The organism is Gordonia otitidis (genome assembly GCF_020735545.1).
Taxonomy (GTDB): Bacteria; Actinomycetota; Actinomycetes; order Mycobacteriales; family Mycobacteriaceae; genus Gordonia; species Gordonia otitidis.
The window spans coordinates 3,241,459-3,254,789 of sequence record NZ_CP085974.1 but is presented as its reverse complement, the minus strand read 5'-3'; the positions used below and the strand labels follow the sequence as shown (position 1 = coordinate 3,254,789).

Here is a 13,331-nt window from a genome sequence, read left to right as displayed (position 1 = left end):
CCGCTCGGTCTGTCACACCCCCGAGTCCGCCAGGACGACCCGGTAGACGAACTCCGCCTCCGGCCCCATCACCAGGCCGACGAGTTCGGTCAGTGTCTGCGTGAATCTCCGACCGTGCGCCGGACCGTCGGACTCGTCGAGATGGTGCGCGATCTCGTGCAGCACCACGGCTTCGCGCAGTGCCCACCGCCCGTCGCGGCCGTCGGGTATCGCAATCTCGCGGCCCCCCGACGAGTCGACGGCATAGTGGGCCGAGCGGTTCCCGCGGCGGCTGCGCACGGTCACGGGCCGTCGTGCGGCGTCGAACCGCGCGGTGACCGACGGCATCGTCAGCACTCGCCCGACGTACTCGCGCACCGAGTCGATCGAGCCGAACTGCGCTTCGACCGGGAGCGTCAACTCGGTGCCCGCGAGTTGCACCGTCCGGTGGTCTCCGGCGCGGTCGAAGAGTCCTCTGATCAGTCGCTCCGCCTCGTAGAACCGTTCGCGTCCGGTGTCACGCGGCGCCACGGTGCTCCGCCACCTCCCGCGGACCGGGACGCGGCTCATGTCCCCGCGGGCCGGGACTAGGCTCGGAACTGCCACGATCTCGACCAACGACGGACAGGGAGTTCACGCGATGCCGCTGCGTTCGCACACCACAGGACGACTCACCGTCGGGCTCGTCGGAGCAGCGGCGATCCTCGTCTGCGGTCTCAGCGGATGCAGCTCGTCTGCGGGCGAGGTGACGACCGTGACCCCGGCGTCGTCGACGTCGTATGTCGACAATCCCGTCGATCCGGCCGAACTCGACCAGTTGCTCGACCGCATCGCCGGAACCGGCCTGCCCGTCACCAACCGGCACGACGCCACGGCGACCCTGTGTCCCGCGGCCGGATGCACCGTCGCCGTCGAAGCCGACCAGGTGATCCTCATGAAGTTCCCGACAACCGGCCGCGCCGAACTCTACAACGGCGCCCATCCCGGCAACTACCAGGTCGTCGACATCGTGATGTCGTTTCCGGGTGGTACGGACACCGCACAGAACCAGCGCTATATCGACGCACTGCAGGGCATGATCCGCTGACCCTCGGCGCACTACGCCTCCAACGCCCCACGTGGAGAACCGAATTCGCGATCGGCGCCGATCTTCGCCCGCCTACCTGCTCGGTCGCCCGCCTGACGGGCACCCTCCGAGTAACCAGACGAAGCGCTCGTCGGCCGCCAGGTACCGCGCGCCGTCGACTCGGTCTTGTAGAAGTTGGTGACCTCGAGTTCCTTGTCGCGCAGGGCGATCGCGGTCGACGTCGAACCCGAAGCGAGCTCCTTCGACTCCTCGCGCGCCATCGCCTCCTGCCGCGCGGCATCGCGCGCCTCGGTCAGTCGCAGACCGATCCGCTCGGCAAAAGCGGACTGGAAGTTCAACCGCGCGGTGATCGGAGCCACCGGCTTGCGTTCGACGACCCTGCGCGCTCGCCAGCCCGACCCCTTGCGCACCACCCGCGCCGACATCTCGCCCCTGTACTCCCCGGACCGCAGATACGCGTCACTCGCCGCGACCATCTGGATCAGCAGCGACGTGTACAAGGCCTCGCAGGTGTCGATGTCGGCTTCGTATCCGTACGCCAGCACGAATGTGGAGTTGCCGGCGACGTCGACCGTCACGTCGTTGGCTCGTGCGATGGCGACGAAGAGCTGCACGTATGTCTTCAATCCGCGCTTGCCGGTCTCGCCGATCGCGATCTGCCTGGTGATGGGCGTGGTGGCCCGACGTGCAGCGGGATCGTGCGCACGCGCCACCGCCAGGTCGATCGACGCCGACGTCGCCAACCGCTGCGCGGCCTGCATGAACGTCTCGGCTTCGTGTTCGTTGTCGGTGTTCTCGGCTTGGCGCAGCAGCGCCGCGATACGAGTGAGGAGCTTGTCGTCGCGCATACAGATCAGACTAGATCGACACCGGATTGGTTCCATCCGGCGCCGAATCGATCTCCGAGCATCCGCAGTCGACTACAGCCCGAACTTGTCCTGCATCTCCCGCAGTGTCTCGGCGGACTTCATCAGACCGTCGTGCTCGGCATCGGACATCTTGATCTCGAGTCGGCTACCCGCCCCGTTGCGATCGATCAACGTCGGCAGCGACAGACACACGTCGTCGAGTCCCTCGTACCCGCCCGTGACCGTCGAGATCGGCATCACGCGGTGTTCGTCGTTCAACACCGCTTCGACGATGCGCGTCGTCGCGAGTCCGATCGCGTAGTTCGTCGCCCCCTTGCCCTCGATGATCTTGTAGGCGGCATGCACCACCTCGTGCTGGATCCGTTCGCGAGCCGGGGCGTCGATCGCCTGTCCGCCGGGGATGGGCTTCCACTCCAGCAACGGCACACCGCCGATCGACGCCGAACTCCACAGTGGGATCTCGGAGTCGCCGTGCTCGCCGACGATGTAGCCGTGGACGTTCTGCACGGCGACGCCGCAGTGTTGGGCGATGAGGAACCGCAGCCGCGAGGAGTCGAGCACCGTGCCCGAACCGAATAGCTGATTACTGGGCAGCCCGCTGTACTTCAGCGCCGCGTAGGTGACGATGTCGACGGGATTGGTGACCATGATGTAGATCGCGTTAGGGGCGACCTCGATCACGCCGGGCAGAATGTTCTTGGTCAGATTGATTGTGGCTTCGGCCAATTCGAGCCGCGACTGCCCCGGCTTCTGTTTGGCTCCCGCCGTGAAGACGACGACGTCGGCGTCCGCGCAGACCGACACGTCGTCGTCGCCGATGATGTCGGCGCGCGGAACGAACTCGAGACCGTGCGAGAGGTCGAGGACTTCTGCTGTCACCTTCGACGTGTTGATGTCCATCAGCGCAATCGTGCGCGCGACCCCGCGGATCAGCGACGCATATGCGATCGCGGTACCTACGGCACCTGCGCCGATGATCGCCATCTTGCTCGGTCGGGCTTGTCTCACGTTCACCGCCTGTGTCTCGTGCTGCCCCGAAAATCCCGCCCCTCCTCGGTGATTATCGTCGGCCGACGGCGCATCCGCAGCGTGATCGCAGATCAACTCGCGCTCTCTCGTCGGCATCATTTCGCAACGAGAACAACATGCTCGCTCGTGAATTCGTCGTAATGTCCGTTTCCGGCATGCGAAATCGTCGCGGGCAGCTTATGTTCTGCTGGTCTTGCACATCGCAACGGCGCGTCGCACCATCACTCACTCGCGGGAGTACCCCATGCCCGAAGGCCATGACACCCTTGCCGACGATCTCTCCGACGACGAGGCCCACCTCGCGCGGCTCGGCTACACACAGGAGTTGCACCGGTCCTGGTCCGGGTTCTCCAATTTCGCGATCTCGTTCTCGATCATCTCGATACTCTCCGGATGCTTCACGTCGTTCGGACTCGGCTGGAACAACGGCGGACCGGCGGCGATCGCCTGGGGCTGGCCGATCGTGTCGATTTTCATCCTGCTGATCGGCTTCTGCATGGCAGAGCTCGTCTCCGCCTACCCCACGTCCGGCGGAATCTATTGGTGGGCAGCCAAACTCGGTGGTGCGAAGGCCGGCTTCTACACGGGATGGCTCAACCTCATCGGCCTCGTCGCGATCCTCGCCTCGGTGGCGTACGGCGCCGCGACCTTCCTCGACCTGACCATCGGCACCTTCAGCCAGTCATGGCTCGACGGCTACAGCCTCACACGCGTCTTCGTCATCTTCCTGATCATCCTGGCGTGCGCCGCGCTGATCAACATCTTCTCCGGCCACCTGCTGTCGATGATCAACAACATCTCCGTGTGGTGGCACGTATTCGGCGCTGCCGCAGTCATTCTCATCCTGTTCCTCCTTCCCGACCAGCACGCCTCGTTCTCCGATGTCTTGGCCAAGACCATCAACAACAGCGGCATCTTCGACGGCAAGACGTCGGGCTTCGGCTTCGTCCTCTTCGTCCTGCCCATCTCGGCGATCCTCACGCAGTACACGATCACCGGATACGACGCGTCCGCCCACCTCTCCGAGGAGACCAAGGGGGCGGCGAACGCTGCGGCACAGGGTATTTGGCGGTCCATCGCGTACTCCGCGGTCGGCGGCTGGGTGTTGCTGCTCAGCTTCTTGTTCGCCGTGCAGGACGCCGACGGCGTCTCGAAGAGCGGCGGCGCCGTGGCGACCATCTTCACGCAGGCGCTCACCTCCAAGTGGGCAGGCGTCGTGCTGATCATCTCGACCGCGGGCCAGCTCTTCTGCACGGCCGCGTGCCAGACGAGCGCGTCGCGCATGATGTTCGCGTTCAGCCGTGACGGTGCGGTCCCAGGCCACAAGCTGTGGTCGCGGGTCCGCTCCAACGGCATGCCCGCCAATGCCGTCGTCGCGACGGCCACCATCGCCGCGATCATCACCCTGCCGGCGCTGGTGTCGGTCGACATCAACGGCGCACCGGTACCGGTCGCCTTCTACGCGGTGGTGTCCATCGGCGTCGTCGGCCTGTACATGTGCTTCGCGGTCCCGATCTACTACCGCTGGAAGGCGGGCGACTCCTTCGAGGCGGGCTCGTGGACGCTCGGCTCGAAGTACAAGTGGATCGCACCGCTCGCGCTCATCGAGATCGCACTGACCTCGCTCGTCGCGATGTTCCCCACCTCACTCGGCGGCATGCCGTGGGACCCGAGCTTCGAGTGGAAGTACGTCAACTACACGCCATTGCTCGTGGGCGGCGCACTGATCCTGCTCTACGGCTACTGGCACGCGTCGGTGAAGAAGTGGTTCACCGGTCCGATCAAGCAGGTCGACGCCGAAGTCGTTGACGCCTGACGGCCCGCGGGTCCGGTGTGGTCGATGTGCGTCGACCACACCGGACAATCTTTGGACAATTCGAGCACCAGCGCACATCACCGGTCGCGGTGCCATAGGGTCGCCGCATGAGCGACCGCTGGCCGTGGTCGGCAAGAGCCGCCGAGGCCGCACGCATCAGAACCGAACTGTTGACCCCGTCCGGCGGATTCCTGCTGCTCCGCGGCCCGGCAGGTTGCGGTAAGACCCGACTGGTGCGCGAGTCGGTGGCGGGTCTGCCCCTGCCGGTGCATTGGATCTCGGGCACCGCCGCGAGCCCGCAGGTGCCGTTGAGCGCATTCGCCGCGTGGATCGACAACGAGGTGACCGACCCGCTGCGGCGAATCTCCGATCTGGTCGCCAGGCTCTCCGCACGTCCCAGGCAGATCCTCGTCATCGACGACATCGACCGTCTCGACGAGCAGTCGATGCTGGTGGTGCACCGGCTACGCAGCAGACCGTCGGTGACGATCCTCGCCGTTCTCCGCGACGGGGCCCCGCCGACCACGTCCGTCACCGACCTGCTGCGCGAGGGCACCATCCCGGTGATGACCGTGCCGCCGCTGACCGCCGAGGAGACCGAGGAATTTCTGCGCGTCGGATTGCGGGGTCGGGTATCGGCACCGTTGGCCGCACGTCTGTGGACCCTGACGCACGGAAATCCGCTGTACCTGATCGCGCTGTGTGAGGCCAACATCGAGCAGGGCGCCATCATCCGACGCGGCGACTTCTGGGTCATCGATTCCGAACTACGCGTGCCGGATTCGTTGTCGACCACCGTCGAGGCCCAGTTGGGTGGCGCCTCGGATCCTGTGCTGGAGGTCGTCGACTCGGTCGCACTCGCCGAGCCCCTCGCCATGTCGGTGCTCGAGCATTTGTGTGCGTCCGAGGACATCGAAGCCGCTGAGTCGGCGGGCTACATCGTCGTCGACGACACCGAGCCGTTTGGCGGGGACCCGCACGTGCGGATCGGTCATCCCCTGTACGCGGAAGTGAGGTTGGCGCGGGCGAGCGTGGCGCGACTCCGCCGACTGCGTGCGCGCCTGGCCGAGCAGATCACGGCCGATCACACAACCGACAGCACCGCATCGATCCGTCGGGCGCTACTCGCCGTCGACGCCGACATCGATCCCGCGACAAGGGATTCACTCATCCTCGACGGTGCGACAGCAGCCCTTCACCAACTGAACCTGAAACTCGCGCGCGAGCTGACCGCGAAGGCACTCGATGGTCCGATCGCGATTCCCGCAACCCTTCAGCACGGGTATTCGCTCTCGGTGTCGGGTTGGGGTGACGCGGCCGAGGCGGCACTGGCGCCGCTCGCCGACATCGACGACGCCGAAACGCGTGACACCGTCGCGTTCCTGCGTGCGGCCAACCGCTTCTGGGTTTTCGACGACGCCGCAGGCGCCCGTTCGATGGTCTATGACGAGGGCGTGGGCGAACAGACGAGGAGAATGATCGACTTTCTCTGCGATGCGGTCTCGGGCAACCCCGATCGTGCCCTGGAGCTCGGTTCGTCCTTCCCCGCCATAGACTCCCTGCCGCCGCTGTTCGGCATGTTCGTCGGGTGGGGCAGGATTGCCGCGCTGGGCAGCCTCGGGCGGGTGCGGGAGATGAACGACACCGCCAAGGCGTCGTACCAGATCGCCGACACGTTCCGCGCCGCGGCATACCACCGCGCCGAGGTCGGCTACATGCACGCATACTTCTGTGCGCTCACCGGCGATCTCGTGACTCTCGACATGATCGCCTCCGACGTCGCCACCGTCACCGAGGACGTCGGAGGAGGCATCGCGGTGTACTGGGCATGGGGCATCCGCGGTCTCACCGCAGTGGCGCACGGCGATGCCCGCGACGCCGCACTCAGCCTCGACGCAACCCTCCGGGACATGCTGGCCTGCGGCGGTCCCGACTTCATGCGGTTGCCGTTCTACATCGAACGCGCATACGCCGCGGCACTGGCAGGTGACCGGGCGGTTCTGGACGAGTGCGTCGAACGTCTGCCCGATCCGCCGCGTGGCGCTCTCGGTTACGGTCGCGACCGGATCGACCTGCTGGCCTGCTGGCGTTCGGCGCTCGACGGCGTTGTGTCCGCTGCTATCGCCGGCGCCGTCGCGATCGCTGCGCGCGCACGTGATGCGGGGTTGCGCGCACCCGAGTTGTTCGCACTACACACCGCCCTGCGCTGGGGCGCCACCGATCACGTGCAGCGGCTCGGCGAACTCGCAGCAGAGCTGTCCGACGTGCCGCGCGCGCAGGCCGCCGCCGACCACGCTCTGGCCCTGACGCAGCGTGATGGCGACGCACTGTGCGGGGCCGCGACGTCGTATCGCAGTATCGGGATGCTCGACGCCGCGGCCGACGCCTACGCCCACGCGGCCGCCGCCTACGCCGCAGCCGACCGCAACGGTGCACGTCTGTCGGCCCTGGAACACCTCGAAGAACTCCGCGAACGCCTCGGGCTGAACACGCCTGCGATCATCGCCGCGACATCCGATGCCCCTATCCCGACCCGCCAGCACGAGATCGTCACACTCGCGCGGCGCGGATTGTCCAACAAGGCCATCGCGGAACGACTTTCGCTGTCTGTCCGCACTGTCGAAGGCCACATCTACCGGGCGGGCCAGCGTCTTGGTGAGCCGATCCGACGACGCGACCACGACGACTGACCCCTGCACCGACGTTCGGGATCACTCCCGACACCGGGCCGATCGAGCAGGTGGACGCCGAGAACGTCGACGCCTGACCCGCACGCCCGAGGCCGAGCTCGGCAACCGATCACGACGCGGCGTCGCCGTCCTGGCGGCGTCGCGCCTGCTCGCGGGCGATACGTCGTTGCTCCTCCGCGCGCGCACGCACCGCGGCGAGAAACTCGCGATCGGCCTCGGTGTCTTCGGGGATGTAGCGGCCCGGACGGTCGTATTCCGGGAACTCCGCGGCGACCGAACCCGGCGCAGCACCGCGCGGACGATCATCGGCGGTCGGACGTCCGAGAGCCAGCCACAGCAGCGCGCCGATGAGGGGCAGCAGGACCACGAGGAGAATCCAGACCAGCTTCGGCATTCCGCGCACGAGTGCGTCGTCGGTGTTGATGATGTCGATCAGGGCTATGACCAAGATCGCCACGTAGATCAATCCGAGATACGGCATGTACCGGCTCCTGAGTTCGTCCGAGTGGATTCTTCGCAAAAGAAAACAACCGGTTGATTCTGGCATACCTGACACGTGCCCGCCAGGAGAAATCGAGGTCTAACCTCGATAACCGACCGCACCCACGCCGCGCACGCGGCCCGTCGAAAGAGGACACCGTTGTCACTTCGCGAGATCGAGTTCACGTCGGCCAACGACCGCGACACCATCTTCGCCTGGGTCTACGAACCCGCCACCAAGACGCGCGGCATCATCCACGTGATCCACGGCCTCGGTGAACACTCACGGCGGTACCTCCGGCTGATCACCCGACTCCTCGACGCCGGGTTCGTCGTCGTCGCCGACGACCACGCCGGACACGGCAAGACGGCCATGACATCGGGTGTGTGGGCAGATGCCGGGGACGACGCCGACCGTGTCGTCGTGGCCGACGAGCGCACACTTCGCGACAAGGTCCGCGAGCTGTACCCCCACTTGCCCTACGTCGTCTTCGGGCATTCATGGGGATCGATGATCGCGCGCGGCCTGGTCTCCGATGACAGCGACTGGCTCAACGGGCTCATCCTCTGCGGTATCGCTGCCGAGATCCATGGCATCGACAGCGTCCTCGACCGCGCGGCTCTCGCTGCCGAAACCGACCCGACGTCGACCGCGACGGAGACCTACACGACTCAGATGTTCGACGGCTTCACCTCCCGCTACGGGCACGACGCCTTCCCCACCGCGTGGGTGGCGCGCGATCCCGGTGTGGTGCGCGACCACGCTCGTGACCCGTTCAACAACTTCGGGGCGCCCATGTCGGTGCGATTCATCCGCGGGTTCGTAGACCTCTACGACGCCGTCAACGCCGACACCTGGTACCCGACCGTCCGCACCGACCTCCCGGTGCTCATCCTCGCGGGCGACGCCGACCCGGTCGGCAACTACGGCGAGGGCGCCTACCACGTCGGCAACGCCCTGGTCGCGAGCGGACATAACGACGTGCGCGCCCGCATCTACACCGGCTTCCGCCACGAGGTGCACAACGAACCCGAGATCCGCGACGAGGTGGCCGACGAGATCATCGCCTTCGCGCAGCGCTGCGGGGGATAGTCACCGACCCGCAGCCTCAGACGCAGAAGCCCCCGAGCACCAGTGGCACTCGGGGGCTTCTGATCTGTTGCGCTACAACAGATTACGTTGCATCAGGCCTGCGGGGCCTCGGCGAAGTTGCGCGTCACGGCCGGGTCGACGGGGATACCCGGGCCCGACGTCGTCGAGACGGTCACCTTCTTGATGTAGCGACCCTTGGCAGCCGACGGCTTTGCACGCATGATCTCGTCGTACGCAGCGCCGTAGTTCTCGGCCAGCTTGGCCGGGTCGAACGACGCCTTACCGATGACGAAGTGCAGGTTGGCAGCCTTGTCGACGCGGAAGTTGATCTTGCCGCCCTTGATGTCGTTGACGGCCTTGGTCACATCGGTGGTGACGGTGCCCGTCTTCGGGTTCGGCATCAGGCCGCGCGGTCCGAGAACACGCGCGATACGACCGACCTTCGCCATCTGATCCGGCGTGGCGATCGCGGCGTCGAAGTCGAGCCAGCCGCCCTGGATCTTCTCGATCAGGTCCTCGGCACCGACCTCGTCGGCACCTGCTGCGACGGCCTCGGCAGCCTTGTCGCCTGCGGCGAACACGATCACGCGGGCGGTCTTACCCGTACCGTGAGGCAGATTGACGGTGCCTCGAACCATCTGGTCTGCCTTACGAGGGTCGACGCCCAGCCGCATTGCGACCTCGACGGTCGAATCGGTGTTCTTCGACGACGTGTCCTTGGCCAGCTCGACAGCCTCCAGCGGGCTGTAGAGCTTGCTCTTGTCGACCTTTTCGGCCGCGGCCTTGTAGGCCTTGCTGTTCTTGCTCATTGCTCTGTTCTTTCTCCGTGTTGATGATTCGGGTTGGTGGTGTCTGGGCCGAGCCGGCCCTCCCACTCACTTGTCGCTGGTCGCACCGGGCGCGCGCGAAGCGAACACCCATCGTGTGACCACGCCGGGGAAATCAGCCCTCGACCGTGATACCCATGGACCGAGCAGTGCCGGCGATGATCTTCGCGGCCTGGTCGACGTCGGTGGCGTTGAGGTCTTCGGCCTTGGTCTTGGCGATCTCGCGGACCTGGTCCATCGAGACCTTGCCGACCTTCTTCGTGTGCGGCTCGCCAGAACCCTTCTGCAGACCGGCGGCCTTGAGCAGCAGCTTGGCCGCAGGCGGGGTCTTGAGCTTGAAGTCGAACGAGCGGTCTTCGTACACGAAGATCTCGACCGGCACGACGTTGCCACGCTGCGACTCGGTCGCCGCGTTGTACGCCTTGCAGAATTCCATGATGTTCACGCCGTGCTGACCGAGCGCCGGACCCACGGGCGGGGCCGGGTTGGCCTGGCCTGCCTGGATCTGGAGCTTGATGATCCCGGCGAGCTTCTTCTTCTTGGGAGGCATCCTTTGTTCCTTGCTTGTTTTCTTTGCAGATCCACGTCCGCTGGAGGCGTGGAAGTTCATGTCACCCGGTCAGCCGCTAGCTGCCGTTCCGGGCGTTCACGGGGCCGAACCCCGTGCGGTCAGATCTTCTCGACCTGGTTGAAGCCGAGTTCCACCGGCGTCTCGCGACCGAAGATCGACACGAGCACCTTGACCTTGCGCTGCTCCGCGTTGACCTCGCTGATCGACGCGGGCAGCGTCGCGAACGGACCGTCCATGACGGTGACCGACTCGCCGACCTCGAAGTCGACCTCGACGACCGACGTCGCGGCCGCTGCGGCCTGCTCGACGCTCTCGGCGCCCTTGGCGGCAGCCTTCTTGGCAGGGGTCCGCGGCAGCAGGAACTGCAGCACTTCGTTGAGACTCAACGGCGACGGCTTGCTGGTCATTCCGACGAAGCCCGTGACGCCCGGGGTGTTGCGCACCGCGCCCCACGACTCGTCATTGAGATCCATGCGCACCAGGATGTAACCGGGCAGCACCTTGCGGTTGACCTTCTTGGGCTGACCGTTCTTGATCTCGGTGACCTCTTCGGTCGGGACCTCGACCTGGAAGATGTAGTCGCCGACGTCGAGGTTCTGCACCCGGGTCTCGAGGTTGGTCTTGACCTTGTTCTCGTAGCCGGCGTAGCTGTGGATCACGTACCACTCGCCCGGTGCGCGACGCAGTTGCTTGCGCAGCTCTTCGGCGGGGTCGATCTCTTCTGCCTCGGCGTCATCGGCTGCTGCCGCGTCGTCGCTTGCTGCGAGGTCGTCGGCGGCTTCGGCCTGCTCGACTGCGTCCTCGCCACCGTCGACGGCCGCTGCCTCGTCTTCGGCTGCCTCGACCTGCGCCTCGGTGCCCGGATCGTCGGTCTCGTCGACGGTCGCTTCGCTTCCGGCGTCGGTCGCAGTATTCGACCCGCTCGCTTCGCTTCCGGCGTCGGTCGCAGCAGCGTCGACCGTGTCGGCCACATCGGTCGGTTCGAACTCGTTATCCGGGGTGCTCACTGCAGCCCACGCTCCTCTTTCATGAAGTTGGTCGTCCGTCGGATGACCCGGTCGGGAGCGGGCTCACCTGAGTGAGCCCGAATCAGCCGAGGATCCAGAGAACTAGCTTGGCGAAGCCGAGGTCGATCCCGAAGATGAACGCTGTCATCAACACCACGAACACGAGCACGATGATCGTGTACGTGATCGTCTCGCGTCGTGACGGCCAGATGACCTTCTTCATCTCCGAGACGACCTGCTGCATGAACACCCAGATCCGCACAAACGGATTGCTGCTCTGCTCGGACGCCTTCTTTACCTTGCGTTCCTTGACGGCAACCGCGGATCCGCCGTCGGATTCCGAGTCGCCGTCTTTCGTGTCGACGGCACCCGCCGACGAGCGACGACCACGTCCCGAACGCTTGCCGGTCGGACGCAACTCGTCCGACGCGTCCGCGGCTTCGACGGTGTCGTCGCGGCTCTCGAGCTCCTCCGCTGCCGAATCGGCGGCGGTGGACTGCCCGTCGTTTTTCGCGCGGGCGGCTCGATCTCGCTTGCTCACCTTCGAGGTCCTCTCGTCAACGTGTGCCCTCTCCAGGGCAGGGGCGACAGGACTTGAACCTGCAACCTGCGGTTTTGGAGACCGCTGCTCTGCCAGTTGAGCTACGCCCCTTTGCGACTGCGTCAACTCTTTACGAGCTCGGCAGTTGCCGGTCTTCGGTCGACCTGCCGGTTCCAGCGTACCGATCGCGTCGATCGCCACACCGTCCCCGACAAAACCAACGCGCCACCCTATGGGCGGCGCGCAAGTCAAGGGTAAACCTGACACTTCAGTGTAGATCACCGGGCCCACTTAACCCAAAACACTCCAGGTCGACGCCCCTCCCGTCAGCGCCTGGAGTTCCGGTTGCTCAGACGCTCGGATTCCGCACGTCTGCGCAACCGCAAGCTCTCGGCCCCCGGCGTGGAAACTCTGACGTGGAACCTCAGGGCGACCCGCCACGTCCGATACCGCATGACCACGCTCGCACACCACCTGTCGACTCACGACGGCGTCATCACTCTCGCACAGGCTCGCGCCCTCGGCCTCAGCAGGCATTCTGTGCAGCGTCGGCTCTCGGCCGGCACGTGGGTGCGCGAGGCGGCGGGCACCTTCCGTACCGTCGACCATCCACGAACCTCGCGTGTACGAGTCCGGATCGCGGTCGCATCGGTCGGCAAATCCGCGGTGCTCATCGGGTCGTCGGCCGCATGGTGGCACGGCATCACCAGCGCCTTTCCGTCGAAGATCACCATCGCCACGCAGGTCAAGGGTCGCCACGCAGGTGCATCGGCAGGCGTTCTCGTCACGCATCGGCGCCTGCACGAAGCAGACGTTGTCGTAGTCGATGGGCTGCGCGTGGCATCAGCCGCAACCGCCCTGCTCGACATCGCCGCCGATGGCGACACCTCGACCGTCGACAACGCACTACTCACGCGCCGCGTCACCATCACCGAACTCGACGACGCACTGAGCCGTTACCCGCGTCGTCGTGGCGCACCCGAGGCCCGCCGACTCTTCGACGCGCTGCGATCCGGCGCACGATCCGAGGCAGAGCGGACGGCCACCGCGCTCTTCGACGCCCATGGCATCACCGGCTGGACGGCCAACACCGAGGTCCTCGGATACCTCCTCGACTTCGTGTTCCGCGAGGCGCGGCTCGTCGTCGAAATCGACGGCTTCGCGTTCCACCGCGACGCCAAGGCTTTCCAACGTGACCGGACCAAGCGCAACGCCCTCCTCGCGGACGGTTGGCGGGTGTTGAATTTCACCTGGGACGACATCACTCGACGCCCCGACGCCACTGCCCACCAGATCCTCGACGCACTGGAAGTGTCGGCCGCCTAGCCAGGCCCGGTCGACT

At 65.9% G+C, this 13,331-nt stretch carries 13 protein-coding genes and 1 tRNA gene; 5 read left to right on the top strand and 9 right to left on the bottom strand.

Annotated features, from left to right (window positions below; all coding sequences use genetic code 11):
• Positions 1-12: 12 nt before the first annotated feature.
• On the bottom strand, positions 13-510 hold the full coding sequence (locus LK459_RS14920) for a TIGR04338 family metallohydrolase (RefSeq protein ID WP_227919235.1): 498 nt from the start codon (positions 508-510) through the stop codon (positions 13-15).
• A gap of 109 nt (positions 511-619) precedes the next feature.
• On the opposite strand from LK459_RS14920, the gene LK459_RS14915 reads away from it, so the two are divergent.
• Positions 620-1,066, top strand: a complete 447-nt coding sequence (locus tag LK459_RS14915; protein ID WP_007239219.1) for a hypothetical protein — start codon at positions 620-622, stop codon at positions 1,064-1,066.
• An 11-nt stretch (positions 1,067-1,077) separates the two neighbouring features.
• Here LK459_RS14915 and LK459_RS14910 read toward each other — a convergent pair whose 3' ends face one another.
• Positions 1,078-1,914 carry a DUF2786 domain-containing protein gene (locus LK459_RS14910; RefSeq protein ID WP_007239218.1) on the bottom strand — a complete coding sequence of 279 codons (837 nt, stop codon included), beginning with the start codon at positions 1,912-1,914 and terminating at the stop codon, positions 1,078-1,080.
• A gap of 72 nt (positions 1,915-1,986) precedes the next feature.
• Complete coding sequence (locus LK459_RS14905; protein WP_007239217.1) at positions 1,987-2,919, bottom strand: L-lactate dehydrogenase; 933 nt, start codon at positions 2,917-2,919, stop codon at positions 1,987-1,989.
• Positions 2,920-3,208: 289 nt separating this feature from the next.
• On the opposite strand from LK459_RS14905, the gene LK459_RS14900 reads away from it, so the two are divergent.
• Together LK459_RS14900 and LK459_RS14895 are read left to right on the top strand one after the other, a co-directional pair.
• On the top strand, positions 3,209-4,780 hold the full coding sequence (locus LK459_RS14900) for an amino acid permease (RefSeq protein WP_227919234.1): 1,572 nt from the start codon (positions 3,209-3,211) through the stop codon (positions 4,778-4,780).
• Between the two features lie 107 nt (positions 4,781-4,887).
• Positions 4,888-7,470 (top strand): helix-turn-helix transcriptional regulator, encoded by a 2,583-nt coding sequence (locus tag LK459_RS14895; protein ID WP_227919232.1) that lies wholly within the window; start codon positions 4,888-4,890, stop codon positions 7,468-7,470.
• A gap of 109 nt (positions 7,471-7,579) precedes the next feature.
• Here the strand turns inward: LK459_RS14895 and LK459_RS14890 are convergent, their stop codons facing one another.
• Entirely contained in the window at positions 7,580-7,951 is a 372-nt protein-coding gene (locus LK459_RS14890; protein WP_007239214.1) for a PLDc N-terminal domain-containing protein, read from the bottom strand.
• Between the two features lie 159 nt (positions 7,952-8,110).
• Between LK459_RS14890 and LK459_RS14885 the strand changes: the two genes are divergently transcribed.
• A complete protein-coding gene (locus LK459_RS14885) occupies positions 8,111-9,043 on the top strand; it encodes an alpha/beta fold hydrolase (RefSeq protein WP_227919231.1) in 933 nt (310 codons plus the stop codon).
• A 92-nt stretch (positions 9,044-9,135) separates the two neighbouring features.
• Here LK459_RS14885 and rplA read toward each other — a convergent pair whose 3' ends face one another.
• The 5 genes from rplA to LK459_RS14860 form a co-directional block, all read right to left on the bottom strand.
• Positions 9,136-9,852 carry a 50S ribosomal protein L1 gene (gene rplA, locus LK459_RS14880; protein WP_007239212.1) on the bottom strand — a complete coding sequence of 239 codons (717 nt, stop codon included), beginning with the start codon at positions 9,850-9,852 and terminating at the stop codon, positions 9,136-9,138.
• A gap of 133 nt (positions 9,853-9,985) precedes the next feature.
• On the bottom strand, positions 9,986-10,420 hold the full coding sequence (gene rplK, locus LK459_RS14875) for a 50S ribosomal protein L11 (protein WP_007239211.1): 435 nt from the start codon (positions 10,418-10,420) through the stop codon (positions 9,986-9,988).
• Positions 10,421-10,539: 119 nt separating this feature from the next.
• Positions 10,540-11,448 carry a transcription termination/antitermination protein NusG gene (gene nusG / locus LK459_RS14870; protein ID WP_227919228.1) on the bottom strand — a complete coding sequence of 303 codons (909 nt, stop codon included), beginning with the start codon at positions 11,446-11,448 and terminating at the stop codon, positions 10,540-10,542.
• An 82-nt stretch (positions 11,449-11,530) separates the two neighbouring features.
• On the bottom strand, positions 11,531-11,989 hold the full coding sequence (secE, locus tag LK459_RS14865) for a preprotein translocase subunit SecE (RefSeq protein ID WP_227919226.1): 459 nt from the start codon (positions 11,987-11,989) through the stop codon (positions 11,531-11,533).
• 38 nt (positions 11,990-12,027) lie between these two features.
• Positions 12,028-12,100: transfer RNA gene (locus tag LK459_RS14860), tRNA-Trp, on the bottom strand.
• Between the two features lie 342 nt (positions 12,101-12,442).
• On the opposite strand from LK459_RS14860, the gene LK459_RS14855 reads away from it, so the two are divergent.
• The gene (locus LK459_RS14855; RefSeq protein ID WP_227923776.1) at positions 12,443-13,315 is read left to right on the top strand and encodes a type IV toxin-antitoxin system AbiEi family antitoxin domain-containing protein; all 873 of its coding nucleotides are present in this window, start codon (positions 12,443-12,445) and stop codon (positions 13,313-13,315) included.
• Positions 13,316-13,331: the final 16 nt, after the last annotated feature.